Here is a 25,293-nt window from a genome sequence, read left to right on the forward strand (position 1 = left end):
CTTTCGGGCACACGGACCTGAACCGTGCGCGTCTGCCTATTCCGCCACTCGCGCGTAGTGTCAACAAGGCAAAGACCTTGCTGGGCAACGACGGAAAGCATACCCACACCCAGCGCGGTACGCCAATCGAGGGCGCTTGGGAGAGGTGAGGGACGACGTCGTCGTGTGTGGGTTCACGGCGGTAGTGGGCGGTGGGAGCGCGGGCTGACCGCCTCAGACGCCAGTTTTGGGTTGCCAGGGCAGTTGGGTGTCGCAGCCGGGGGTGACCCAGGCTTTCAGGAAGCCAGCCGACTGGTAGATGTACTCACGCCATGTGGCGCGGCTGAACAGGGAGTAGTTTTCCTGGTAGTCAAAGGTGGGCCACTGCGTGGTGCCGTCAAAGCACCGCCCCACGATGACCTGGGCGCGTGCAACATGCGGCCGATAAGTCAGCACAATCACATTGTCCCAACCGCGTTCCTCCGCCAGCTCCCGTAGCTTCATGGCTTCGCCCTGCGTGGTGGAGGGGTTGGGCTTGAAGCAGATGACCTCATAGGGCAGTGATTCATCGGAGCAGTAGGAGCGGCGTTCCATGAACTCGGCATCGGAGGGCCAGGTGCCGGGAACTGGGTCCGGGGTGGCCACCACAGCCACGGGAGCAAGACCTGCATCCATGATTTGAGCGGCGATTTCCACGCGTTGTGGGTCGGGTGGACCCAGTACCAGGAGGGCGTCGGCGGGTTCCGGTTGCTGGGTGACCTGCGGATGCAGCAGCACACCGGTGCAGACCAGCAGCCACGCACAGGTCAAGGCCACGGCACTGCCCGCGGCGGTACCCACGATTCGCCACTTTCGGCGCGTCCAAAACAACGTCCGGCCCCCTTCTGCGTGGCATGTTCCACCAAGGATAATCTTGGGCTTGCCGATCCTGGACGGCGCTGAATCTCAGCGATCACCAAGTTGCCGAGAAACCGCGCAACAAGCGAACCCAGCTACGCATCATAAGGAGAGTTCCAGCCCCGTGACGACGCCCAACGCGCAAAATCTTCCTCATATCCCCGCAACTGACCACACCGGTCCCGGAGCCCCTGATGCCCGCGTACAAGGGGTCGAGTTGGGGGAGGGGCCGGGTGCTGTTGTGCACATCCCCATGCGGTGGGGAGACATGGATTCCTACGGTCACGTCAACAACGTGGAAGTGGTGCGCATGTTGGAGGAGGCCCGTATTGCGGCATTCGGAGTGCCAGTGGGCACTGGTGTTCAGGTGGTTCCGCCCGTGGTCCCACTTTTTGACACCCTGCCGGATGGAACGCAGGCCCTGATTGCCGAGCACCGCATCAAGTACCTCAAAGCGCTGGAGTACTGCAACGTGCCCGCGCCTGTGCGGGTGTGGATTGTGCGCGCTGCCGGTGCAGCTTTGATCCTTGGCCTGGAGATTTACGACGCCGCCACCGGTCAGATCTGCGTCCGGGCTCACACCCAGCTGGCGTTCTTTGATCCTGCCGAGCAGCGAGTTCTGCGCTTGACCGAACAACAGCGGACGGTCTTGCAGCCCTGGTCCGGGCCGTCGCTGTTTCGGTGACGTTCTGCTGTTTCAGCGACCCAGGGCGCCCGGCCCCTGAATCCGGGCCGCTGGGTTGGGCGACTTGGCTGAGGGCGCTCACAGTCCTGTTCTGAACCGACCTGTTCTGGATCGCTGTGCTCAGCCATCCGTGTGCTGCTGTAGCCGGTATTGGGCGGCCAACCGGACGGGGGCGTCGTCGGCGCCAAAGCCCCGGTAGCCGTCGCGCTGAACCACCTCCATGAAGACATCCCCCAAGGTTCGGGTGTAAAAGTGCAGGAACTCGCCGTGGGCGTCACGGTCATAGAGCAGGTTCAGTTCACGCAGTTCATCCACGGTGGCCGAATCCAGTCCAAAACGGGTCACCAGATCCCGGTAATAGTTCTCCGGCACCTCTAGGAACTCAAGACCGCGACGGCGAGCGCGACGGGCCACTTCTTTGACGTCGATGGAAGCCAGCGCAATGTGCTCGGGGTAGGCCACCCCCACAAAGGAGCCTTCTTCCGCGGCGGTGGGGGCCAGGTTCAGCGGAAGTTGGATGGAGTGATCTGGGCTGCGCATGACCTGGGAACGCACCAACCCGGAGGGCCCGGGGACATCCTGAGCTGGGGTGGGGAGAAGTTCCAGGGCTGAGGTGTAAAACAGCACGCCTTCGTCGTAATGCTGCCATTTCTGGGCCACATTCACGTGGTCTATTCCAGTGATGAGGTCGCCGGCACCCAGTGGGTCACCCTCCACCCCAAATTCCGTCAGCCAGTTCGGCAGGGTCCCGGTGGGGGCCTCCCCAAAGAAGATTTCCGTACCATCCGGTGCGTACACCCCGTGGAGGGTGACCTCTCCGGTCAGTTGTTCCCGCGGGACGGGGTTACAGCCCAACTCCACGGCGCGTTGGAAGGCAGCAGCCGGGTCTCTCACCTGGAAGCCCAGCCCGGAGATTTCCGCAACAGCTTGCTGATCGCTGCGGTCACGCGGGTCCAGGCGTGGTTCACGGCGGGTGCTGTCCCCGGCTTCAGAAACCACCACCCGTACGGGCCCCTGGAGCCACACTTGGACTTCCTTGGTGCGGTGATGGCCACCCAACCGGAATCCCAGTCGGTGCAGCAATCGGGTGGTGTGGCCCAGATCGGTGGTGCGCAGCTCCACAAAATCCCACGCGGAGGGTGCTCCCACCTTGGGAAGTGCTTGCAGTTCCAACCGATCTTGGGTGGAGCCGCCGGCCACTTCCGCGCAGAGCGCGGTGCGCGTCTGGTCCTCCAACCAGCGCAGTGAACGCAGCCCATCCACCGCTGTGCGACGAACGTCAGCCTGCCGGAAGGAGTCATTGAAAATTTCCAGGGACACCGGGCCGCTGTAGCCCGAACGCACCAGATACTGCATCAGGTTGACCAGGTCAAAGTCACCCTCCCCCGGAAAAACTCGGTGATGGCGGGACCAGGAGAGCACGTCCAGGCGCATCAAGGGGGCATCCGCCAACTGCACAAAAAACAGTGTGTTGGGGTCCATGGCCTGGATATCGGACGGATCAGAACCCTTGGACAGGATGTGGAAGGAGTCCAGACAGGTGCCCACGGCGGGGTGGTTGGCGGCAACCACCAATTGATGCGCGTGATCGTGGGTGCTCACGTGGGTGCCCCAGGCCAAGGCTTCATACGCCAACCGGACACCGTGTTCGGCCGCCGCCTCACCCATCCGGTGCAATTGCTCGGCCACCAGGTCATCCCCGGCTACCGCATCCGGTGCCACATTGGAGCACACCAGTAGAAGATCGGTGCCCAATTCTTCCATGAGTTCACCCGTGCGATGGAGCCGACGCAAACTGTCCGGAAAAGCCTCCGGGGCCAGCTCAACACCGTTGCGGAACGGCTGGTACATGTCCAGGGACAGACCAAGATCATGGGCACGACGCCGTACCTCCCCCGGTGGGGTGGGCGAGACCACCAAATCCTGGGTGAAGATTTCCACGCCATCAAACCCGGCTGCCGCTGCGGCCGTGAGTTTTTCCTCCAGCGTGCCGGAGAGGCATACCGTGGCGATTGAAGTGTGCATTCGTCCTCCTGCGGGCGGGCCGGATGTACCGGACCCTAGCAGGAGGGCTCAGCTTGCTCGGCGCAGCCTTGCGTCAAAGGCGGAGAGCCATACGGTGCTGGTGGTTTGTACCAGCCTGTTGTCCTGCGGTTTGCAATACCAGGAGCGCCAGCGGATTTCGTCGTCGTCGTTGAACCCGAAAATGCACAAACCAGCTGTGTGGAGATCGGTGCCCACCGTCTGGCTGATGTAGCCCAGGGAGGCGCTGCACACCTGCTCCACCCGCGCCCGTTGGCGTTGCAGACCGCGCTGCGAATGTTCGGTGACCGTGCAGCGGGCCTCGTAGGCAATGCTGCCGCTGGTCGGGTGGTCACGATGCTCGGTGATGGGCAAAAGAGCCGTGGAGGTTTGGGGAACGGTGAAGGTCTCCACCCACCGGTGCCCACGGAGGGCGATCACCACCTGATGACCGGATTCCACCAGCCGCAGCTCCACGGTGGCCCCATCTGGACCCGGAAGGTCAACGGTCCGGGAAGCCTGGGCGGGCAGCAGCACTTGGGCGCTGTCAAAGCGCAGGGCGTCCATGTATGCAGGGGTGGCGGTCACAACGGGCTCCTCTCACGCTGCACGACTGGCTGGTGTGGAGGCACCGTGAGGTCACGGTCGCGCATGTGTCTTTGCAAATTACGTGTGCGTAGGCCGGTCTGCAAGAAAGTTGCCTGAGTGCGTTGTGTTTGTACCCCTGAATGGAGCATGAGCCCAGATCAGGCCGGAGATCTCCGGTGCACAACAACTCGGCAACCGGTTGGGGAGGGAACGCGGGTTGCGTGGGATGAGCCGCAGCGACGTCGGCCGGGTTGTAACGCCGGTAGCCGGGCTGTGATGATGTGCGCTCAGGCAGCTCAGGTGATCGCCGCAGCCACCACAAGCCCCACGGCAAGGTGCGTGGTGGCGGTGATCCACACGGCGGGGTGCATTTTCTGCTCACCGTCCACAATCAACTCACCGAGCTTTCCCGGAGCCAGCAGGTCCATCAGGAAGAAGGACACCGCCATCAGCAATAGCCCAATCAGACCGTAGATCAGGGTGGTGATCAGCCCCAACCACAGTACGGAAGCGGAGCCCAGGATGGCCGCACGAATAATGAGCGCCATGGCCAGGATCGAGGCCCCTAACACCAGCACTGCGCCGCGGTTACGATCTGCCCAAATGAGTTGGTGCAGTTTGCCCGGGGTGAGTAGATCAATCAGCCAATACCCCAGGGCCAGCAGGAGTAGCCCCACCAAACCGTAAGAGGCTGCCGCTGCCGCCGAATACAACATGGTGCTGAGTACCACTGAATCCATGGTGCACCTTCCAAATTCTTGAGGGTGGGATCTTCTGAGTCAGTATGCGTGTTCAGCGCCGTCCGCATGGCCATTTGCGTCACTGCGCCACTGAGCCGTTTCCGCCGCTGTGCCATTTCCGCTGCTGTGCCGTTGAGCCGGAAACACCGTCCACGAAAGTTCGTAGTTCATCCAGCGCAGGCGCGCTCAGGGAACATTGTTCCCGCGTGCTGAATTTAGCAGCGCGTACCAGTGCTCTTGGGTGAGGTGTTCGGTTACTGCTGCGGCCTGTGCGCAGGCTCGGATTCGCTGCGGATTGCTGGAACCGATCACGGGACGAATACCTTGCGGTAGGCGTATGAGCCATGCCAGAACCACTGACTCCGGAGTGGTGTCCAGCTCTTGGCTGATCTGCCCCACCAGCGCAGCCGTGGCGGGATCAGGGCTGCTGCCGGCCGGACGCGTGTAGCGGCCCTGATCCAGAGCACCCCACGCCTGGATCTCAATACCGGTGGCGTGAGCCTGATCCAAAAGTTGCTCATCAAAGTCCACGGTGGCGGCATCCGGATGGTTGGCCAAGATCTGACGCTCCACAAAGTCACGATGCCCCAGACTCATCTGCATCTGGATGGCCTGAATGGGGTGGTTCAAATGTCTTTGCAGCATGTGTACGCGATGCCAGGAAACATTGGAGATACCAACCCCACTCGTCAGCCCCTCATCCACAAGAGCATCCAAAATCCGAGCCACGCGGGTTGGGTCAGCCAGCGGATCCCACCGGTGGACCATGAAGCGACCCACATGATCCACCCCCAATCGTTCCAGAGACCCCTCCAGCCCACCGCGCAGTGTGTGTTCATCCAGGCGATAATGCACGGGAGCCTGTTCTGCAGCCGTATTGCCAGGTAGCCGGATGCCAGCTTTGGTCTGCAACCGGACGGATTCGCGGCGGTCGGGCTGGGTCGCCAACCACTGCCCCACCAGCGTCTCGGATTTCCCCGCCGTGTAAATATCCGCCAAGTCAATATCGGAGATCCCCAGCTGCACGGCGGTGTCGAGGGCAGCGAAACCAGCGGCGACGTCGTCGTCAGTCATGGGGGACCGGTCCCAACTGCCGCCCAGGGCCATGGCACCGTAAATCAGCGGTGACGTGGTACCCCCGGCGGCTGCCGACGACGGTGTCGTGTTGTCGGGGATAATGGGGGTGGAGAAGTCCGGTGCGCTCATGCCGCCATTATGCGCGGATGTCATCCATCTGAAGTGCCCGTGTTGTCTTCCCATGTCTTGTGTCCAAGGACCACCCCGATCACTGGAGGAACCTGCGTGCTGGCATTCATGCGCCACGGCGAAACCGACTGGAACCGCGCTCAGCGCTTGCAAGGGGGATCGGACATCCCTCTCAACGGCACGGGGCGGGCGCAAGCTGTGGCGGCGGCGGAGGCCATGCGCGGGCAGGAGCCGGGCTGGGACCTGGTGGTGACCTCGCCGTTGAGCCGGGCGCGCGAAACCGGGCAGCTAGTGGCCCGGGAACTCGGCGTGGAACTGGGGCCCACCTACGCGGACCTGGTGGAACGTTCCTTCGGATCGAATGAAGGGGAGAGCATTGCTGAAATCTCCCCGGAGGATTATCAGCGGCTTCTGGAGGTGGCGGAACCGGAAGAACAGGTGATTCAGCGTGCCCTACGCGCCATGAAAGCAGTGCAGCGGGACTTCCCGGGCCGCAATGTCCTGATGGTGGCGCACGGTGCGCTGATTCGCTTTGCTGTGGCCTACCTGCAAGGTACGGAACCCCAACGAGTGGCCAATGCCGAGGTGGTGCCCGTGGACGCAGCGCAGCTCACGGGGAGGCTGGCGCAGCACGGCACGGGTGCGGATTCCGGTCAGAATCACTACGACGACGGCCGGTAACTCACCGGCAGTGCCATGCCGCGCCGTTCCAACACCTGGCGCAGAAGCGCGGGGTAGTCCGTGATCAACCCGTCCACGCCCCAGTCCAGAAGGTGGTTCATCTCCGTCATCTGATTGACGGTCCAGGGCACCACTTTCAGGCCGAGCCCGTGAGCTGCGCGGATGTTCCGGGCGGTGAGCAGTACGTGTTCGGGGGACCACACGGCGTAGCCGCGCTCCGCGACCTCCCCGGGTTCCAGCCCCGCGCCTGCGGGGTTCTGGGCCGGTGCCAGGGCCACCAATTCCAGTTCCGGAACCACCCGTGCAGCACGGTCCAAGGCAGCCCAGTCAAAGGACTGCAGCTGTGTGCGGTGAGGCCAACCGTGGGTGTGGATCTCCTGGATCACAGCATCCACCAGGGCATCACGCTGCGCAGACTGGCCGGGGTCCTCCACTTTGGTTTCAATGTTCCAGCGGATGGATTGCGCGTTGTAGCCGCGCACCAGATCAAAAACCTCCCGCAAAGTGGCCATCCGGTTACCCGCAACCACCTGCTGCTGCGCAAAACCGGGAGCTTGTTGAAATCCGCAGTTGAGGGTCTTCAACTGAGCCAAAGTCAGCTCTCGAATACGGGCGCCCACGTACGGAAAAGCAGGATCGTGGGGCACTGCCGGTGTGGTGTCCTGGAAGGCTATGGGCTCAATGTGGTGGTCATGCCAGACGACCACCACATTGTCTGCGCTCAGGTGAGTGTCCAACTCCAGAGTGGTCACCCCCAACTCCAGGGAACGACCGAAAGCATGTAGAGAACTTTCGCTCCAATGGCCGCGGCCCCCGCGGTGGGACTGGAGATCAAAGCTCGGAGCACACCCGGAGTTCGCTTTCTGCTTGAAAGCAGGATTGTCCGTGCCAGGTTGTCCGGGATTCTGCACGGTCTCAGCGAATCGCACCCCACGCCTCTTGGCAAGCGCACTGTGGCGGCTAGTGTGTGTGAGGTATCCAACAGACGCGCCGGGGCAGGAACTGACCTCCGCGTCCTCACAATCCCTCACAAAGGCGTGATCGAGCAGTGACACAGGACCAGTACCGTGCCGAGGTTGATGACCACACCGGGGTTTTGCCTCTGGTGGCCCAGGCGCCCCAGTTCTCGGGGGAGAACGCATGGATTCAGGCGTACTACGCCTCCGTTTCGGACGAGGACCTGGCCACTCGCCCGGTTGAGTCACTGATCCAACGGGCTGACCTGCACCGGCGCGTGGCGCAGCAACGCCACGCTGGGCAGACCTTGATCCACGTGGAGCGCGAGCCGCAACGTTCAGTGCTGTACGTGGTGACAGAGGACGTCCCGTACGTGGTCTCCACCATCAACACTCAGATCGCGCAAAAGTGGGGCGGCGCTCGCCTGGTGGTCCACCCCATCCTCCGGGTCACCCGGGACGAACAGGGCGGTCTGACTTCGGTTTCTGAGGTTCCGGATGTCACGGCCCACTCCAGCGGTGACACCCAGGTGATCCCCGCCGTCGGCGCGCTGGGAGAGACCACCGCCGTGGAGTCTTGGGTTCAGGTGGTCCTCACCCGGGAACTGGATCAGGAGGCCGCCCACCAACTGGCACAAGACCTCCGCCCCGTGCTGGCGGACGTGGACGTGATCGCACGGGATCACCAAGCCATGCGCGATGCCGTAGAAAATCTGGTGGTCTCCCTGGACGGTCTGGCGCAGCAGGACCAGCGGGAAAATCTGCATCTGGGAGACGTTGCAGCCACCCAGGAGTTCCTGCGGTGGATGCTGGATGGCAATTTTGTGTTGATGGGCATGAAGGAGTACGACCTCAATGGCCCTGATGAGGAGCTTTATCTGGTCTCCCGGCCAGACACCGGGCTTGGGCTGCTCAGCGAGTCCGGGGAGAAGCCGTACCGGCGGCAGCTGACCCAGCAGGCCCAGGAGCACGCCAAGGATGCGGCAACCCTGTTTGTCACCAAGGCCAACACCCGGTCTGACGTGCACCGCAGTGAGTTCCTGGACTACATCGGTATCCGACGGTTCAACGCGGATGGTCAAGTGGATGGCGAACACCTGATGATCGGGTTGTTCGCCCGTAAGGCCTATGCCACCCCGGCGCGGGAAACCCCATGGGTCAAGGACAAGATTCAGGCCGTGGCGGCCCAGTTCGGTTTCCGGGAGGACTCCCACTCGGCACGGGATCTGCTCAGCATCATGGAGGAATACCCCCGTGATGAGTTGCTGCACATGTCGATTCCGGAATTGGCGGACGTGGCCCAGGGCGTACTCGGTCTGGACGAACGGCGTGTGACCAAAATTTTTGTCCGCCCGGATCTTTTTGGGCGATTTGTCTCCGCGGTGGTTTACCTGCCACGTGACCGGTACAACACCTCCGTGCGGCAGCGGATTTCAGATGTACTGATGGACACCTACGGGGCCACGGACGTTGATTTCCAGGTGCGGCTGTCCTCCTCCGCGCTGGCCCGGGTGTTTTTCCGGTTGAGGTTGCCCGGTGACACCCCGCCACCGGTGAACATGCCCGAGCTGGAATCTCGTATCCGCTCAGCGGTGCGGTCTTGGCCGGATGCGTTGGTCCGTGCCATTGGTGCTGAGTTCTCCGGTGAGCAAGTCCGCGAGTACGCCTACAACTGGGCGGAGGCTTTTCCACCGGCTTACCGGGCGGACTACGAGATTGATGAGGCCATTGCCGACCTGCAGCGCTGCGAAATGCTCTCCGGCCAGGAGCCTGAACAGGCCGCGGAGGTCCGTGTTGCCACGCTCATGGACGGCGACCGGGACCAGGTTCGTTTGAACGTGTACCTGACCCGCAGGCTGACCCTGACGGAGATGCTGCCCATGGAGCAAAACCTGGGTATGACCGTGCTGGACCAGAAACCTTACGAAATCACACCGGCCGATGGCCGCGAGTTCCAGTTGTATGACTTTGGTGTGGAGCTGCCCGCAGGTGTTGATCCGGTGGGTCCTCCGGAGGCCCGGACCGAGGACCTGATCGAGGAGGTTCTGTGTGCCGTGCTCTCCGGGCAGTCCGAATCGGATGCCTTGGATCGCCTGGTGCTGGTGGAGCGTCTGCACTGGCGCACCATTGCCGTGCTGCGGGCCTACGTGAAGTACCTGCTGCAGCTGGGGGTGCCGCACTCCTTCGAGTTCATGGCGCAAACGTTGCTGAGTTACCCGGGGGTCACCCGGGCTGTGGTGGAGCTCTTTGAAACCTCCTTTGACCCGGACCGTTTCCTGACTCACGACGGCGCCCCGGACCATGCTGAACGGGCCGCAGCCCGCAAGGAGGCCCGGGCGGCGGTATCTGCCGCTCTGGAGGAAGTGCCCACGCTGGACGCCGACCGTTTCCTGCGCACCCTGGTGGAGGTGGTGGAAGCCACGCAACGCACCAATGCGTACCAGACGGATCGGCCCACCATTGCGCTCAAACTCAACCCTCAGCGCATTTCCGCAGCCCCTTTGCCGCGCCCTCAGTTTGAAATCTGGGTCTGGTCCCCGCGAGTGGAAGGCACCCACCTGCGCTTTGGCCCCGTCTCACGCGGTGGCCTGCGGTGGTCCGACCGCCGGGAGGACTTCCGCACCGAGGTCCTGGGGCTGGTCAAGGCTCAGATGGTCAAGAACGCGGTGATCATTCCCAACGGGGCCAAGGGTTGCTTCTTCCCCAAACAGTTGCCGGACCCCGGCGTCGATCGCGGGGCGTGGGCTGCGGAAGGCGAGGAAGCCTACAAGGAGTTTGTGGGCGCGCTGTTGGACGTCACGGACAACCTGGAGATCGCAGCTTCTGCGGGCACTGGCGACGACGACGCCGCTGGGTCACCTGACCGCACCGTCCCACCGGCGCGCACGGTACGCCGCGATGGCGATGACTCCTACCTAGTGGTGGCCGCGGACAAGGGAACGGCGAGGTTCTCCGACACCGCCAATGCCATCAGCCTGGAACGGGGTTTCTGGCTGGGGGATGCTTTTGCCTCCGGTGGCTCTGTTGGTTATGACCACAAGGCCATGGGCATCACGGCCCGCGGTGCTTGGGAATCTGTGAAGCGCCACTTCTTTGAACTGGGCCATGACACCCAGACTCAGGATTTCACCGTGGTGGGGGTGGGGGACATGTCCGGGGACGTGTTCGGCAACGGAATGTTGCTGTCCGAACACATCAAGCTGGTGGCTGCTTTTGACCACCGGGACATCTTCTTGGACCCCAATCCGGACCCGGCAGTCTCCTACGCGGAACGTGAACGACTGTTCGGTTTGGCGCGTTCCTCCTGGCAGGACTATGACTCGGCCAAGATTTCCGTAGGCGGCGGGGTGTTCTCCCGTGAGGCCAAGTCCGTCCCGATTTCTCCGGAAATCCGGACTCTGCTGGACTTACCGGAATCCACCACGCAGTTGTCTCCCATTGAGCTGATGCGGGCCATCCTGCAAGCACCTGCGGACCTGTTCTACAACGGGGGGATCGGTACCTACATCAAGGGCGCTGAAGAAACCCACGCAGAGGTGGGAGACAAGTCCAACGACGCCATCCGCGTGGACGGAAGCGAACTTCGAGTCAAGGTGGTGGGTGAGGGTGGAAACCTGGGCGCCACCCAGCGCGGGCGCATTGAAGCTGCCCGCAACGGGGTGCTGATCAACACGGACGCCATTGACAACTCCGGTGGGGTGGAGTCCTCTGACCGTGAGGTCAATATCAAGATCCTGGTGGACCGTATGGTCACCGCCGGCCGCTTGGAAGTGGAGGCCCGGGCGGAGTTCATCGAATCCATGACGGATGATGTTGCGGATCTGGTGCTGCGCACCAACGTGGCCCAGAACGTGACCTTGACCGTGGACCGGTGGAAGGCCGCCGATTACATGGTCACCTACGAACGACTCATGGACTGGTTGGGGCAGACCGCTGATCTGGACCGTGCCATCGAGTTCCTCCCGGATACGGAGACCATGGAACAGCGGATCGCGGATGGGGACACCATGACCTCCCCTGAACTTTCTGTTCTGATGGCCTACGCCAAGATCCAGCTCTCGGAAGCCCTGATCGACTCCGATCTAGCGAATGACCCCTGGACCTCCTCCGTGGTGGACGCCTACTTCCCGGCACCTGTGCGACAACGTTTTGGTGCGGACCTCCAAGCCCACCCGCTGCGCCGGGAGATCCTGTGCACCATGGTGGCCAACCACATGATCAACGTGGGAGGCGCGTCCTTCGCCTTCCGCGCCATGGACGAAACCTCCTGCACCGCCGGGGACCTGGCCAAGGCGTTCCTGGCCACGGTGGCGATTTTCGACGTCGACCCCTACCTGGATCAGGTGGCCCATCTTCCGGCCGAAATTCCCACCGAATTGTGGGTGCGGATGCTGCAGGATCAGCGCCGTCTGGTGGATCGTTCCGTCCGGTGGCTGCTCAGCCGGGATGAAACCTCCCATCCCATTGGGGATGTGATTGAGCGCTACGCACCGATTGCCGGGCTGCGCAGCAGTGACACCGTGCTGCTGGGGCACGAATCCGCTTCCCGGGATGACGAGCTGTTGGCGATTGCCACGCGTCAGGGTGTGCCGGAGGGCCTGGCTCGTGAGTGGTCCTGGATGCTGGACTCCTACCCGCTACTGGACGTGGTCCGTTTGGGAACCCAGGCTGAGGAGGACCTGGAAGTGGTGGGCCGGGTGTACTTCCTGCTCTACGACCGCTTCAACATCGAGTCCCTGCTCAAGCGCATTGGTGATCTTCCGCAGAACACCCGGTGGGAGGCTTTGGCCCGCATCTCCATGCGTGAGGACGTCTACTCCACCCTGGTGGCCATGGTTGCCCAGGCACTGCGGGTGGACGGTGCGAGCCCGGAGGATCGTGTAGAGGCATGGGAAGCGGCCAGTGAAGCCCAGTTGGCGCGCCTGCGTTCCACCCTGGAGGACATCGCAGCCAGCAACACCGGGGACCCAGCAGGTGACCTGGCCGCCCTGTCCGTGGCGCTGCGCACCATGAGGGCCGCGGTCCAGGACTGACAATCTGTTGATGTGTGAGGGTGGGGTGGTCGATCTGACCAGATCGACCACCCCACCGACCTCGGGATGTGGAGGAGAGCGAATCGTGGATGAATCAGCGTGGCTGCTACCCATGGCCTCCACAGTTTGCGCCTGCGCTGCGCTTCTGGTTGGGTTCATGGGCCGGAACGGGACCCTTGAACGTAATCGATCCATAGGGATCAAGTCGCGTCATACGTTAGCCGGGGACGAGCAGTGGCGCCGCGGCCACAAGGCCGCATCGATCTGGCTGATCACTGCCGGATTTACGGCGATCACATTCAATATCGGTGGATTGGCGAGTGCTCTTTGGTTAAGCACGGAAAATTATAGTTCTGTGACAATGTGAGCCCTGGGCTTGATGTCTTTCATTGTATTTTCTTTCATCTCAGCCAATCGTGCCAGTCAGGCGGCAAGAAACACTTCAGACAATAAAGAAGAACCTGAGTCATGAAAACCTCAAAAACTGACCAAAACATGCGGTAGTGCAGATTTCAGGTCGAAAAGTGCACTACCGCATGTTTTCGAAGAACGGGGTCCTGGCCCGGGTCACTCGGCTGAACACACGTTGGCATAGCGGGTGGCTGCCAGTTCGTTGATCTGGGAGACGTAGTTCTCCGTCTCTTGGAAGTTGGGGATCCCGCCTTCTTCCAGGACCACGGTGGGTCCTGCGTTGTAGGAGGCCAGCACCAGGTCCAGTTCTTCCTGCTCATTGGCAGGCTCCAGGCCAGCCATCATGTTGCGCAGATCCCTCAGGTAGTACCCCTGGGCCTGGATGGATGCTTCCGGATCCGCAATGTCACCCTGTCCGTAAATTTCCCAGGTTTCCGGCATGAACTGCGCCAACCCCAAGGCACCCACGGGGGACTCGGCCTCTGGGTCCCAGGCACTTTCCGTATGGATCTGGGCGGCCACCACAGATGGGGAGAAGCCGGAGACCTCGGCGGCAGCCACGACGTCGTCCGCCCACTGCCGTGGGATCACGCCGTTGCGGTCCACACAGGCGGGGTTCATGTTCTGGATGACTGCGCCTACGGCACCCACGCTGAGCAACCCCACTGCGGTCAAGGCAATCCAGTTGTCCTTGACCGTCTGAGAGGCTGACCCCTGAGGCTTGTTGCCCTTGGGTTTTTGAGATTTTTTGGCTGAGGATGCAGACATCCCGGTCAGCGTAGGCCATGAAGCTGGCTGGAACTGACCGGGATGCTGTACTTTTCCCTGGGTGAACGGGTGTCAGGGGGCGTCGTCGTCGTTCTCCGTGCGATGTTCATACGGGGCCGATCCAGGTACACCCAAGGTGCGGCTGGTGATCTTGACGTCGCCGTCCTGGGCGATCACCACCGGAATCTGACCGGTATTGGTGGTGGCAGTCTGCAGCTCAATGGTCTCCACCTGCTCGCCGTCAACGGTGGCGGTTGCGGTGGTCACCGAATCCACCAACACCTGGCTGGCCAGCTGATGCCGCAACACCAGCGGGTCAGCGCTGAGGTCCTTGTAAATGGCCACACACAGCAGCAGCATGACCGCAACAAAAGGCACCGCCGCCACAATGGTGATGCGTTGGAGGCCACTCAAGGCCTCGGAGGGGTCCGAGCCTCCGGCCAGAAGCATGGCTGCAGCCACGGCACCGGTGGCCACACCCCAGAAGATCACAGAGCCCTTGGACGGCTCCACCGCGCCATTCTCCGAAATCCCGCCCATCACGATGGAGGCGGAATCCGCGCCGGTGATGAAGAAGATCGCCACCAGTAGCACCGCCAACACCATCAGGATGATGGTCACAATCTGCGGTACGGGGAGTGCGTTGAGCAGATCAAAGAGCACCAGGTCAAAGTTGATGTCCGGGCCTTCGGCAGTTTGCTGAGCCAGCATGGCGGAGGTGTCCCCGGCACGTTCAGCGCGCTCCTGCAGGCCGATGGCGCCGCCACCAAAGATGGCGAACCACATCAAGGACACCACGGAGGGAACGAACAGCACCCCGGCAATGAACTGGCGCACCGTGCGGCCACGAGAGATCCGGGCAATGAACATCCCCACAAAGGGTGTCCAGGAGATCCACCAGGCCCAGTAGAAGATGGTCCAGGAGGACAGCCACGCGGCAACGTCCTCATCTCCCACGGCGGAGGTACGGGAGGCCATGCCGGGCAGCTCGGAGATGAAGTTGCCGATGGCTGACGGGATCATGTTCAAGATGAACAGGGTGGGTCCACCAATAAAAACGATCACGGCCAACAGCAAGGCCAGGACCATGTTGATGTTGGACAACCACTGGATCCCGCGCGCCACACCGGACACGGCGGAGGCCACAAAACCTGCGGTGAGCACGGCAATGATGGCCACCAGGATGGTGGAGGTCATTTGCTCGAACAGACCCGTGGCCTGCAGGCCACCACCGATCTGCAGGGCACCCAGCCCCAGTGAACAGGCGGAGCCGAACAGCGTTGCCGCAATGGCCAGGATGTTGATGATCCGCCCGCCCACACCGTTGACGGCCTTGTAGCCGAACAGGGACGTGAACATGGAGGAGAACAGCTGGGAGCGGCCCAGCCGGAAGGTTCCGTAGGCCATGCCCAGGCCCACCAGCGCATACATGGCCCAGGGGTAGAGAGTCCAGTGGAACAGGGTGGTTCCCATGGCGGTGGCCGCAGCCTCCACGGACTGGGCATCCACGGTTCCCGGCGGGGGAGACATGTAGAACCACAGCGGCTCACCCACGCCGTAGAACATGAGGCCGATGCCCATACCGGTGGCAAACATCATGGCAATCCAGGAACTGGTCCGGAACTCGGGCGCTTCACCGTCGCGTCCCAGGGGGATCTTGCCGAATCGGGAGAGCGCCACGAACACCACAAAAAACACGAACACGGAGGCTGCGATCACAAACAGCCAGCCGAAGTTCGCCATGGTCCAGGCAAGCGCTTCGTCTGAGACTGTCCCCAGGCTGTGGGGATTCACAAAGCCCCAGGTCACAAAGGCTATGGCCAGTACACCGGCAACACCGAACACCACCTTGTCCAGGCCGTACTTGGTTTCCGGTTCTTCTCGTGTCAGAGAGTCCTTGAGTTTGGACAGTAAGCGTTGCTGGCGCTCCTGGGTGGTCTCTGGGGACTGCTCAAAGACAGATTCGCTGGTGGTGCTTTCTTGCGGTGCGCCCATCGCCTGCCCGGTTCCGGGTGGCTCAGGGGAGAGCGGTGCAGAGTTGGTGGTGCTCACGGGACTCCTCCGGGAGTGGTAGGGACGACAGAGAAAGAGCTGGCATCAGAATTTAGCAAACGCGTGTCGCCGACCCGGCGCCGGAGATTCTTGAGACCACGGGGAGTAGTGCCTATCGGGTAGTGACCGGTGATTATTTGGAGGCCCATGAAGTCCTGGGCGCATTAGTCCGTGGAGGCGGGACCAGCTGACCGCGAGGTTGCCCAAACACCTCCCGCGCTGACCAGGATGAGCAGGATCAGGCCCAAGGCGCTCAAGGCGCCGCTAGGGCTACCTGGCGAAGGGAACAGTTCAAGTGTGGTGTTGAGCCAGACTGGGAGAAAACTGGTTTCGACCGGCGCGAACGCCAAAATCATGAGTACGCCTACAAGGGCCATGATGAACAGTGCAAATACCAGAAGATTTTGAAGAGCGCGCATGAAAATTCCTGTCGGTAGTGAATCTCCCAAGGAGAGGTTGGAGGCTGACGTGGCTCACACGGTTAGCAAGCGCTCTTCACTCTTCCCGACCGTCCATCACAGCCGTAGTGCCAGCTGTCACCCGCACTCGTTACGTTTGTCATGCCGTGTCGGGACATCTTCACGGGCGGCCATAGCCCCGCGCCGTGGTTGAACTGGGACTGGTCTGCGGTATGTCCGCAGTCATGCCGTTGGGCGCAGGCGTGGCGTCAGCGCTGAGTGATGTATGAGGTGTGAATGTCGCGTGTAGTGGTCGTCGGCTCGGGTCCCAATGGGCTGGCCGCCGCCTGCGTCCTGGCCAGGGCCGGGCACCAGGTGACCGTGTTGGAAGCCCAGTCAACTGCGGGCGGTGCCGCGCGCTCGGCTGATGTACTCGGCCAAGGGACCGTCGTGGACTTGGGTGCGGCCTGCCACCCGTTCGGCGCTGCCTCACCGGCCTTCACCGCACTGGGCCTGCAGGATCACGGTCTGGAATGGCTGCGCCCGCCGATCGCCGCGGCTCACCCCTTGGATGGGCGGGACCCCGGTCTTCTCCTACCGGACCTGAACCAGACCGCTGCTGGCCTGGGAAACGACGACGCCGCCTGGCGGACCGTGCACGCCGGCCCATTGGGGCATGTCTCAGAGATTTTGAGTGGCGCGCTGGGACCACTGCTCCGATGGCCCGATCATCCGGTGGCCATGGGTCAATTCGGAGTGAGGGCCCCGTGGTCGGCGTCGTGGTTGGCGCGGGTCTTCTCCACGGATCAGGCCAAAGGACTTCTGGCAGGTGCGGCCGCCCACGCCACGTTGCCCATGTCCGCTCCATTGACCAGCGCGTTTGCGGTCCTGTTCAACGTCCTGGGGCACAGCAATGGTTGGCCTGTGGCTCGGGGTGGAACGCAGTCCATAGTGGATGCTCTGGTAGCTGATCTGACCGCTCACGGTGGGCGGATCGAAACGGGGCGGGAGGTCACCGACCTGCGGGAACTGGGGGACCCGGAGATTCTGATGCTGGACCTCACGCCGCGCCAGCTGCTGCGTCTGAAGGGGTTGGAGGTGCCCCAGCGCTACCGCAAGGCGTTGAACAGGTGGCGCTACGGGGTTGCCGTACACAAGGTGGACTTACTGCTGGATGGACCCGTGCCCTGGTATGCCCCTCGGATAACCCAAGCGGGGACAGTCCACGTGGGTGGGACTCTGGAAGAGATCAACCTGGCCGAAAAGCTGGCCGCCTCCGGCAAGCTCCCGGACAGGCCGTTTGTGATGGTCACCCAACCCAGCGCCGTCGACCCCTCCCGAGCGCCGTCAGGGCAACACGTTCTGTGGGCCTACGCCCATGTGCCCCACGGCTACCGCGGTCCGCAAGGCAATCCCAATCCGGCAGGAGACCGGATTCTGGAACAGATCGAGCGGTTCGCTCCGGGTTTCCAGGAGAGGATTCTGCAGCGGGTGGATCATTCGCCCAGTGACCTGGAAGCCATGAATCCCAATCTGGTGGGCGGCAGCATTGGGGGCGGTGCCCTGAGCGGGTTACAGCAGGTGTTTCGGCCGGTGCCCACTCTGAATCCCTACCGCACTGGTGCGCCGGGTGTGTACCTGTGTTCGTCGTCCACGCCGCCCGGCGGGGGTGTGCACGGAATGTGCGGCTACAACGCTGCCCAGACTGCGCTGCGGGATCTTGGATGCGTTTGAAACAGGCTTTTGGGCCACTGAACCGGCGTCTTTGCGGCTCAAACCGTGTTTCAAAGGGTGGGAGGATGGGCCCATGACAGCTGAAATCATCGCCACCATGGTCACCGTGATGCTGATTGTGGTGGGCACCATCGGAATCATCATGCCGATCCTGCCAGGCTCCATCACCATCCTGATCGGGCTGATCATCTGGGCCGTGGTGGTTCAAGCGGTGGAGGGTTGGATAGCTCTGACGCTGGGCGGCATGTTGGTGATTGCGGGCATGTCCGCATCCTGGGTGCTGACGGGTAACAGGCTGAAGCAACGCCAGATCCCCAATCGATCCTTGCTGTTCGGGGTGATCGGAGCCATTGTGGGCGTGTTTGTGATCCCCGTGGTGGGGCTGTTCGTGGGGTTCATTGTGGGCCTGCTGGCCTCCGAGACCTACCGGCAGAAGAACCTGCAAGCAGCAGTGGAGTCATCCTGGGTGGCGGCCAAAGCCATGGGCATTGGCATCCTGGTGGAACTGACCTGCGCTTTGGTGGCCGCCTCCACGTTTGTGGTCTGCGCGGTCTCCCTGTTTGTCCGCACCGCCTGATCCTTCGTTCCAAGCGCCGAGATCATGGGGGACGTCCCGTTTTCAGCTCAAAAAGCTACGTCCCCCATGATCTCGGGCGGGCTGAGGGTCACAACCACGGCAGAGGCACAGCGACGGCGGTCCCTCCTTCCGAGACACCCTCCTGTGGGATCACCAACAGCACGTTGGCCTGGGAAAAGCCGCGCATCATATTGGCTCCGGCATGAGCCAAGGGCGCTGCGGATGGCCTGGACGACCGTGCCCACGGGTAGGCATTCGAGTCCAGAGTGGCAGCGGAGGTGGCGGCCAGCCCCGGCAGCAGGCGAACTGACTTGAAGGCATCCACCGGCCGTGTCAGGGAGACCTCAACCGTGGGCGGCAGGCCGGCACCACCAAAGGCCGCCAGCAGGGGAGCGCCCAGGAGCATCAGGGCGGTCATGGCCGCCAAGGGGTTCCCGGGCAGCCCCAGGACAAAGGGTCCATCATCCGGCATGCGCGCCAGCACCGCCGGGTGCCCCGGGCGCAGGGCCAGTTCATCCACGATCAGGTGTGCCCCGGAATCCGCCAGTGCCGTACGCAGGTGATCCACGGAGGAACCACCCGTGCCACCGGTGGTGATGATCAGCTGGGCCCGGGAGTCCAGGACTGAATCCGCGCCCGTTTCAGCCACCGTGAGCCGTTCGGTCAAGACCTCCAGGTCATCACCCAGGCGGTGGACGGCATCCACCTGTCCGCCCAGAAGGTGCACGAACTGCGGTAGTTGCGGGCCAAAGGCATCACGAACCCGGCCGGGTTCCGGCAGCCCGGCTTCATCCACCTCATCCCCGGTCAGCAACAGGGTCACGCGGGGGCGCCTACGCACCGGCAACATGTCTTGTCCGGTCACGGCGGCAAAAGCCACATGGGCTGGATTCAACCGGACACCGGCAGAGAGCAGGACATCCCCCACGGATGCTTCTTCACCGGCCGGTCGGATGTGCTGGCCGGGCTGAGGTGCACCGGGGGCGGCGTCGTCGTTGAGGACCAACTGGCCGTCAAACTCCGTGCCCCATTCCGAGCGCAGCACCGCGGTGGCACCCTCTGGCACCAAGCCGCCGGTCACAATGGCGGTGGCCTGGTCGGGTCCAACGGAGGTCACCCGTTCCACGGGCTCGTTGCCGGTTCGGGCCCAGGTCAGGCGGGGGTCATCCTCTTCGGGTTCCGGCACCAGAACGGTCCACGGGCCCGGCCCGTTGACCGCCCAGCCGTCCATGGCGGATGACGAATAGTGGGGCAGGGGGACCTGGGCGGTGACGTCCTGGGCCAGGGTTTCGCCAATGGTTTCGCTCAGGGGCAGCCACTGTTCCGGCAGCGGTGCAGCAGCGGCGTGGGCGGTGGTGCGTGCCGTCTCCCACGTGGCGTGGGAGACGGTGGGTGGCAAGTCCTGGTTGCGTGCGTCAGTGGGTTCGGTCATGGGTTCGTGGCTCCTGAAGTGGTGGGGCTACGACGAACACACGGGAGTGCTCGCGGTGCGGCTCAGCTCAGTCCTGCGGAGGACGCAGTCCAAACCTTTCGACATCGTCCCACGTGTCCACGTCATCCGTGGCCCCGGTGAGCGTCAGTTGCCTGTCCCACAGCGTTCCCACCAGTGAGCGCACGGAGCGGTTCACGCTCGGCTGATCCGTCACGGTTTCCAACAATGCGGCACTGCGGTAGATCGCCGCCAACGGTTGGAGCCGACCGTCATCCACCACCACTATCCCGCGGACGTCCGGCTGCGCCTCCTGAGCAGCGCCCAACAGCGCGGTGATGGCTTGACCTACGCGGGGCATGTCGCAGGCCAACAACAGGGTCCACGGCGCAGTGCCGCCCGCAGCTTGCAGTGCCCGCAGGCCGGCCACGATGCCTGCGGCCGGTCCCGCAAACGGCGGTTCCTCCCGCGTGCGCAAGGCAGGCATGGGTGGTAGTTCCGGGGGGCCCACCACAACGACGTCGTCCGTGTTCAGTCCCGCAGCCACCAGGTCACCAACCGTGCTTTCCACCAGAGTGGGACCGGTCTCCACCGCGCGGAGCAGAGCCTTGGGGGTGCCGCCCAACCGGGAAGACCGCCCCCCGGCCAGGACCACGGCCTGCGCATGAACGGGGGAGGTCATCCGCCGGCAAACGGTGGCAGCACGTCCAGGGTGGCGTTGCCGTGGATCGGGGTGTCCGGGGTGGGACAAGACTGGCCATCCAGCAGAAAAGAACTGCGCGCCAGCACCTCGGCCAGTGGCCGTTCGCCAGTGGGTGCCTCCGGATGCAGGGAGATCAAGTGGTTCTCCACGCCACCGCGGGTGGCACCACCGTCCACATGCTCCAGGTCGATGCGTTCGGAGACCACTCCGGTGGCAGCCTTGGCTGCGGCAAAGTACCGCACGGTCACCATGGAATCTTCTGTCAACTCATCCTCCAATAGCAGACATAGAGCGTTCAGGTTGCACAAAGTCGGCCGAATCCAACCCCACATGGTCCATTCCGTGAGCGGCGGGCTTGATCCACATGGCCGCACGCCACCGGTCGGCAATGGCACGGTCCCGCTGTTCCCCCGTTTCGCCAGAGCCCAACGGTTCCCTCAGCAGATCACGCAGACTGAACTCCTGATGGGAGAACAAACACGAACGCACTTCACCTTCGGCGGTGATGCGGGTGCGTTTGCAGTCCCCACAGAAGGGTTCGGTGACGGAGGCAATGATTCCCACTGTGCCCAGCACGGGCAGTGATTCTGCGGGCGTGGGGTCATCCTGGGTGCGTTCGCGGACGTCCCACAGCTCAGCGGGGGCGCCGTCACGGTCGGCCGGGTGTGGTGTCAGGTGGAACTGGGTACTCAGCGCGTCCCGGATTTCTTGCGCCGTCACCATGCCATCCCGGGTCCACCCGTGATCGGCATCCAGCGGCATCTGCTCAATGAAGCGCAGGGACAACCCGCGTGCCAAGGCCCACGTCAGAAGATCGGGGGCCTCGTGATCATTGACCCCACGCATCAACACGGCATTCAGCTTGACCGGGGTCAACCCCGCTACGACGGCGGCCTCCACGCCTCCCAGCACATCCTTCAGGCGGTCCCGGCGAGCCAACTGCTTGAAGGTCTCCGGGTTGAGTGTGTCCAGTGAGACGTTCAAGCGGGTCAGGCCCGCTTGGCTGAGACCGGCGGCACGATCAGCCAGGCCGATGGCATTGGTGGTGATGGAGATGGGCAACTGCGCATGGTCGCTGCGCACCCCGGCAATGATTTGCTCAAGGTCCGCGCGGATCAGAGGCTCGCCACCCGTCAGCCGCAATTCGCGGACACCCAGATGCTCAACACCCACCCGAACCAGATGCTGGATCTCCGCAGCGGTCAGAAGGTCCTTTTGTGGCAGCCACTGCATGCCCTCGGCGGGCATGCAGTACGTGCAGCGCAGGTTGCACTTATCCGTCAGGGAGATCCGCAGATCTGTTGCGCGGCGGCCGAACCGGTCCACCAGGCCACGTGCGGGATCAGCGGGGGAGGGCTCCAAACGGGTACGCACAGTGGGCATACCCAGTGCGGTGGTCACCGCGATCACCTCTCCTCAGGGGGATGTTGCAAACCGTCAGACCATACGTGTTGGCCGTACCGTGTGCTGGGCCGGTTGCAGCAAGTTTGCGGCAGTACAAGTTGACCAGTCTAGGAGCCATCTACGCTGGCCTCCATGACACCAGTCAAGCCGCCAGTCCCGGATTCCGCACGTCACCACCATGAATCACGCACCGTGGCGGATCATGCACTCGCCGTGGCAACGCTCCTGGAGCGGGGGACTTGGGCGGACCGCGAACCCGAGTGGGTGGAGTTGGACCAGGCCGTCGGGCGCATTCTGGCGCGGGACGTAGCAGCCCAGATGGATCTTCCGCCCTTCACTAATTCCCAGATGGACGGTTACGCCGTGCGCGCCGCAGAGACCGCCAGCACCGGGACAGTCGTGGAGCTGACGGTGACCGCACCTGTTGCAGCCGGGCACATGCCGCCACCTCTAATGGACGGCCAGGCGGCTCCCGTGATGACCGGCGCACCCATTCCTGCCGGGGCGGATGTGGTGGTGCCGATCGAGGTGGTTGACCCACCGCACTTCCGGGCTGAAGGTTCCACGGTGCGCATCCCTGCGCCTCAGGAAGCCGGGCGATTCATCCGTCCCGCCGGAGACGATGTTGCTTCCGGAACCACGGTGGTCACTACCGGTACCCGTTTGACGCCGCTGGCGCTCGGTGCCTGCGCTGCTGCCGGCCTCACCCACGTCCAGGTGCGCCCTCGCCTGCGCATCAACCTGCTGACCACCGGGGATGAAGTGGTGCCCCCCGGGCAGCACCGTGGGCCGGCGCAGATCTTTGACTCCAACGCGCAGATTCTCCGCGCCTGTCTGGATGACCCGTGCCTTCAGGTCACCGGTCATTTTCACGTCCCGGATCACGACGACGCACTCCGCCACCTCCTGGCCGCCCAGGCCTCAGGAGGTGATGCTGAGGCTCCGGATCTGTGGATCAGTTCGGGTGGGATTTCGGAAGGAGCTTTTGAGGTGGTTCGCCGGGTCTTAAATGACCCGGAGGTAGCCGAGTTCAGCGAATTTCTGCACATAGCCATGCAGCCAGGTGGTCCGCAGGGATTGGCTCGCGTGAACGGAACACCGTTTCTGTGCTTCCCGGGCAATCCGATCTCCACGTGGATCTCCGCAGAGATGTTCTTACGGCCGGCGTTGGTGCGGTGGGGGGCGTCGTCGTGGTCTCCGGAGATGCAGGTGCCGTGTGGGCAGCAGCTGCACCCATTGCCGGGCAAGCTGCGGGTGGTGCGGGGGTACTGGGACGGGTCCGCGGTGCGGCGGGTGGGTGGTTACGGTTCTCACCTGCTGGCTGGTGCGGTGACTGCTAACGCGCTGATCCTGCTGGAACCGGGGGAGGATCCCCTGCCTGCGGGAAGCCCGGTGCGGGTGTGGCTGGTGAGCTGAGTCGGAATCTGGGGAAGTTTCGCAATATGGCAAGATCGTACTGAGACTTCCAGTCTCACGATTAATCGTCATCTCCGACAAGGAGATGCGGCCAGTCTTCTTCTGGAATGCTGCCATGGTGAGTCGCTATGACAGGCCGTTTCTAGATTTAGGCTAGCAGGTAAACCAGTTCGTTGAGACGGGTTGCCCGTTGGCGAACAAGGAATACGCTCAGCGAACACTTAGGCCTATTGATTCCTGCCATCTCTCCGGTTAATAGTATCTGTTTTGCCAACATCTCTAATTGCGAGGTATTCATGAAATATATGACTCTGTGGCAGGCTGGAATCTTGATAAAGTTCGTATGTGTTAACAAGGATTTACTTTTAACTTCTCCGTCAGGGTGACTGCGCACCGATATCTGGGCGGTCAGGAAATAAAATTACCCATTTGGTGTCGCGTGCGGCCCAGCTGCATAACCGGGCAGCCCACGCGGACCCCCGGTGATAATGCTGCCGAAAAATTGGTACTAGTACCCGCGGGTACTCAATGCTGGCAAGCAGCGCAAACTTCTGGGTCCTCGGCAAGTGGCTCAACGACCCAGTAGCCAGGTCCACGAGGCAGGCGAGTTTGCAGGCACGCCATGATGCGATCACAGCCTGTCAAGAAGAAAGACAGCATATGTGAGGCTCCACCAGACTTGCGACCACTCGCTCAAAGCCTCTCAAACTGGAGCGTACCGAGACATGACCGTGACGGCCTCACTGGCAAGTTGAACATAGCGGAACCCGTTTGCCGGAGGATGACGTCCGTGATTGACTGCATCGCCTTGTGGATTGTTACAGAGTGTTAAGCAGTACGTGCTTGCATCAAGCATCGCCCCATGTCACGATAAATCGCCCCACGTCAGGACGAGTGGACTACATCGGTTCGAAACCCGAAAGGCAGATAATCGTGAGTCAAGGTTTCCTTCAACGATCAATCAGTGCTGGTTCCGCAGGGGCTGTTGCTCTAATGGCAATGACCGGTGCCATCTCGACCAGTCCGGCATATTCGTCGCCTAAAGCAGTGAGTGCGGTCACGGCAGAGGTCGATGGATACTCTGATGTCGACTTCATTCATCTCTTACTGGACGGTACTGGTCCAATCAGCCGGGACCATCCTGAAGTACTGGACCGACTCGGGTTTGCAGAAGAACGACCGACTGCGGATCCGGAGGCTCTAGAAATCTTAACGCAGGACTTTCTCGCGGCAAATCCACACTTCCGACAAGAGATCGTAGGCCCTTTAACATCAGGGAATCCGGCACGGGTGGAACTTGCCCTAGTTGACTTCACGACAGATTTTCATCAGTTTTATAAAGACCAATACGGAATTGATCTGATGAACCAGCGAGAACCATTGGCGGCGGCGAGCGGGACTGTGAGGACTCACGTAGCGGTATACACTGCATCTGTCGCAAATGTCGCCCTATATCATACTGCGTCGGTGGCAACTCTGGCAGTGGTTGTGGTCACAGTTGTGCCCGGCGCGATTACTTATCTCCCTGACGAGAAGGGGGAGTTCGCGGATAAGAGTCTTGAAAAGAAGGAGACTGTCGCCGAACTGACGCGTGCTTTGGCGGAGGTGTGATGG

The 25,293-nt window shown here is 62.5% G+C and carries 20 protein-coding genes; 8 read left to right on the forward strand and 12 right to left on the reverse strand.

Features of this window, described 5'->3' with window-relative positions:
• Positions 1-213: 213 nt before the first annotated feature.
• Complete coding sequence (locus Q4G32_RS03475) at positions 214-819, reverse strand: YdcF family protein (protein ID WP_303349277.1); 606 nt, start codon at positions 817-819, stop codon at positions 214-216.
• Between the two features lie 310 nt (positions 820-1,129).
• On the opposite strand from Q4G32_RS03475, the gene Q4G32_RS03480 reads away from it, so the two are divergent.
• Complete coding sequence (locus tag Q4G32_RS03480) at positions 1,130-1,561, forward strand: acyl-CoA thioesterase (RefSeq protein ID WP_303349563.1); 432 nt, start codon at positions 1,130-1,132, stop codon at positions 1,559-1,561.
• Between the two features lie 120 nt (positions 1,562-1,681).
• Here the strand turns inward: Q4G32_RS03480 and Q4G32_RS03485 are convergent, their stop codons facing one another.
• The 4 genes from Q4G32_RS03485 to Q4G32_RS03500 all read right to left on the reverse strand — a co-directional run bounded on the left by Q4G32_RS03485 (position 1,682) and on the right by Q4G32_RS03500 (position 6,117).
• Positions 1,682-3,586, reverse strand: coding sequence for a bifunctional sugar phosphate isomerase/epimerase/4-hydroxyphenylpyruvate dioxygenase family protein (locus tag Q4G32_RS03485; RefSeq protein ID WP_303349278.1), 1,905 nt, complete (start codon positions 3,584-3,586; stop codon positions 1,682-1,684).
• Between the two features lie 48 nt (positions 3,587-3,634).
• Positions 3,635-4,171, reverse strand: a complete 537-nt coding sequence (locus Q4G32_RS03490) for a DUF2617 family protein (RefSeq protein WP_303349279.1) — start codon at positions 4,169-4,171, stop codon at positions 3,635-3,637.
• 296 nt (positions 4,172-4,467) lie between these two features.
• A complete protein-coding gene (locus Q4G32_RS03495) occupies positions 4,468-4,911 on the reverse strand; it encodes a DUF350 domain-containing protein (protein ID WP_303349280.1) in 444 nt (147 codons plus the stop codon).
• Between the two features lie 186 nt (positions 4,912-5,097).
• Positions 5,098-6,117, reverse strand: a complete 1,020-nt coding sequence (locus Q4G32_RS03500; RefSeq protein WP_303349281.1) for an aldo/keto reductase — start codon at positions 6,115-6,117, stop codon at positions 5,098-5,100.
• 96 nt (positions 6,118-6,213) lie between these two features.
• On the opposite strand from Q4G32_RS03500, the gene Q4G32_RS03505 reads away from it, so the two are divergent.
• Positions 6,214-6,798 (forward strand): histidine phosphatase family protein, encoded by a 585-nt coding sequence (locus Q4G32_RS03505; protein ID WP_303349282.1) that lies wholly within the window; start codon positions 6,214-6,216, stop codon positions 6,796-6,798.
• On the opposite strand, the gene Q4G32_RS03510 is transcribed toward Q4G32_RS03505, so the two are convergent.
• Positions 6,780-7,940 carry a glycerophosphodiester phosphodiesterase family protein gene (locus tag Q4G32_RS03510; RefSeq protein ID WP_303349283.1) on the reverse strand — a complete coding sequence of 387 codons (1,161 nt, stop codon included), beginning with the start codon at positions 7,938-7,940 and terminating at the stop codon, positions 6,780-6,782. The two genes, Q4G32_RS03505 and Q4G32_RS03510, sit on opposite strands and share 19 nt — an antisense overlap.
• Here Q4G32_RS03510 and Q4G32_RS03515 point away from each other — a divergent pair.
• On the forward strand, positions 7,847-12,787 hold the full coding sequence (locus Q4G32_RS03515) for an NAD-glutamate dehydrogenase (RefSeq protein WP_303349284.1): 4,941 nt from the start codon (positions 7,847-7,849) through the stop codon (positions 12,785-12,787). The two genes, Q4G32_RS03510 and Q4G32_RS03515, sit on opposite strands and share 94 nt — an antisense overlap.
• Positions 12,788-12,944: 157 nt before the next feature.
• Positions 12,945-13,154: an SdpI family protein gene (locus Q4G32_RS13910; RefSeq protein ID WP_368660361.1), complete on the forward strand. Its 210-nt coding sequence runs from the start codon at positions 12,945-12,947 to the stop codon at positions 13,152-13,154.
• A gap of 200 nt (positions 13,155-13,354) precedes the next feature.
• On the opposite strand, the gene Q4G32_RS03520 is transcribed toward Q4G32_RS13910, so the two are convergent.
• Positions 13,355-13,966 (reverse strand): lytic transglycosylase domain-containing protein, encoded by a 612-nt coding sequence (locus Q4G32_RS03520; protein WP_303349285.1) that lies wholly within the window; start codon positions 13,964-13,966, stop codon positions 13,355-13,357.
• 72 nt (positions 13,967-14,038) lie between these two features.
• Positions 14,039-15,961 carry a BCCT family transporter gene (locus Q4G32_RS03525; protein WP_303349564.1) on the reverse strand — a complete coding sequence of 641 codons (1,923 nt, stop codon included), beginning with the start codon at positions 15,959-15,961 and terminating at the stop codon, positions 14,039-14,041.
• Positions 15,962-16,713: 752 nt separating this feature from the next.
• Between Q4G32_RS03525 and Q4G32_RS03530 the strand changes: the two genes are divergently transcribed.
• Together Q4G32_RS03530 and Q4G32_RS03535 are read left to right on the forward strand one after the other, a co-directional pair.
• A complete protein-coding gene (locus Q4G32_RS03530) occupies positions 16,714-18,150 on the forward strand; it encodes a phytoene desaturase family protein (RefSeq protein WP_303349286.1) in 1,437 nt (478 codons plus the stop codon).
• Between the two features lie 73 nt (positions 18,151-18,223).
• Positions 18,224-18,727: a DUF456 domain-containing protein gene (locus tag Q4G32_RS03535; RefSeq protein WP_303349287.1), complete on the forward strand. Its 504-nt coding sequence runs from the start codon at positions 18,224-18,226 to the stop codon at positions 18,725-18,727.
• Between the two features lie 88 nt (positions 18,728-18,815).
• Here Q4G32_RS03535 and Q4G32_RS03540 read toward each other — a convergent pair whose 3' ends face one another.
• From Q4G32_RS03540 to moaA, 4 genes are all read right to left on the reverse strand, one after another.
• Positions 18,816-20,159, reverse strand: a complete 1,344-nt coding sequence (locus tag Q4G32_RS03540; RefSeq protein WP_303349288.1) for a molybdopterin molybdotransferase MoeA — start codon at positions 20,157-20,159, stop codon at positions 18,816-18,818.
• Positions 20,160-20,226: 67 nt separating this feature from the next.
• Entirely contained in the window at positions 20,227-20,838 is a 612-nt protein-coding gene (locus Q4G32_RS03545) for a molybdenum cofactor guanylyltransferase (protein ID WP_303349289.1), read from the reverse strand.
• Positions 20,835-21,125, reverse strand: coding sequence for a MoaD/ThiS family protein (locus Q4G32_RS03550; protein ID WP_303349290.1), 291 nt, complete (start codon positions 21,123-21,125; stop codon positions 20,835-20,837). Before Q4G32_RS03550 ends, Q4G32_RS03545 begins: the two co-directional genes overlap by 4 nt.
• A 1-nt stretch (position 21,126) precedes the next feature.
• Entirely contained in the window at positions 21,127-22,242 is a 1,116-nt protein-coding gene (gene moaA, locus Q4G32_RS03555; protein ID WP_303349565.1) for a GTP 3',8-cyclase MoaA, read from the reverse strand.
• 153 nt (positions 22,243-22,395) lie between these two features.
• Here moaA and Q4G32_RS03560 point away from each other — a divergent pair, with 153 nt between their 5' ends.
• Complete coding sequence (locus Q4G32_RS03560; RefSeq protein WP_303349291.1) at positions 22,396-23,679, forward strand: molybdopterin molybdotransferase MoeA; 1,284 nt, start codon at positions 22,396-22,398, stop codon at positions 23,677-23,679.
• A 999-nt stretch (positions 23,680-24,678) separates the two neighbouring features.
• Positions 24,679-25,290: a hypothetical protein gene (locus Q4G32_RS03565; RefSeq protein ID WP_303349292.1), complete on the forward strand. Its 612-nt coding sequence runs from the start codon at positions 24,679-24,681 to the stop codon at positions 25,288-25,290.
• Positions 25,291-25,293: the final 3 nt, after the last annotated feature.

Source organism: Kocuria sp. (genome assembly GCF_030538595.1).
Taxonomy (GTDB): domain Bacteria; phylum Actinomycetota; class Actinomycetes; order Actinomycetales; family Micrococcaceae; genus Kocuria.

What these genes read in the sequence shown, in the direction of transcription:
- Q4G32_RS13910 (WP_368660361.1), top strand. Translation starts at nt 12,945, where the DNA reads ATGGGCCGGAACGGGACCCTTGAACGTAATCGATCCATAGGGATCAAG.
- Q4G32_RS03485 (WP_303349278.1), bottom strand. Translation starts at nt 3,586, where the DNA reads ATGCACACTTCAATCGCCACGGTATGCCTCTCCGGCACGCTGGAGGAA.
- Q4G32_RS03535 (WP_303349287.1), top strand. Translation starts at nt 18,224, where the DNA reads ATGACAGCTGAAATCATCGCCACCATGGTCACCGTGATGCTGATTGTG.
- Q4G32_RS03560 (WP_303349291.1), top strand. Translation starts at nt 22,396, where the DNA reads ATGACACCAGTCAAGCCGCCAGTCCCGGATTCCGCACGTCACCACCAT.
- Q4G32_RS03495 (WP_303349280.1), bottom strand. Translation starts at nt 4,911, where the DNA reads ATGGATTCAGTGGTACTCAGCACCATGTTGTATTCGGCGGCAGCGGCA.
- Q4G32_RS03500 (WP_303349281.1), bottom strand. Translation starts at nt 6,117, where the DNA reads ATGAGCGCACCGGACTTCTCCACCCCCATTATCCCCGACAACACGACA.
- Q4G32_RS03510 (WP_303349283.1), bottom strand. Translation starts at nt 7,940, where the DNA reads ATGCGTTCTCCCCCGAGAACTGGGGCGCCTGGGCCACCAGAGGCAAAA.
- Q4G32_RS03480 (WP_303349563.1), top strand. Translation starts at nt 1,130, where the DNA reads ATGCGGTGGGGAGACATGGATTCCTACGGTCACGTCAACAACGTGGAA.
- Q4G32_RS03540 (WP_303349288.1), bottom strand. Translation starts at nt 20,159, where the DNA reads ATGACCGAACCCACTGACGCACGCAACCAGGACTTGCCACCCACCGTC.
- Q4G32_RS03520 (WP_303349285.1), bottom strand. Translation starts at nt 13,966, where the DNA reads ATGTCTGCATCCTCAGCCAAAAAATCTCAAAAACCCAAGGGCAACAAG.
- Q4G32_RS03565 (WP_303349292.1), top strand. Translation starts at nt 24,679, where the DNA reads ATGACCGGTGCCATCTCGACCAGTCCGGCATATTCGTCGCCTAAAGCA.
- Q4G32_RS03530 (WP_303349286.1), top strand. Translation starts at nt 16,714, where the DNA reads ATGTCGCGTGTAGTGGTCGTCGGCTCGGGTCCCAATGGGCTGGCCGCC.
- Q4G32_RS03525 (WP_303349564.1), bottom strand. Translation starts at nt 15,961, where the DNA reads ATGGGCGCACCGCAAGAAAGCACCACCAGCGAATCTGTCTTTGAGCAG.
- moaA (WP_303349565.1), bottom strand. Translation starts at nt 22,242, where the DNA reads ATGCCCACTGTGCGTACCCGTTTGGAGCCCTCCCCCGCTGATCCCGCA.
- Q4G32_RS03545 (WP_303349289.1), bottom strand. Translation starts at nt 20,838, where the DNA reads ATGACCTCCCCCGTTCATGCGCAGGCCGTGGTCCTGGCCGGGGGGCGG.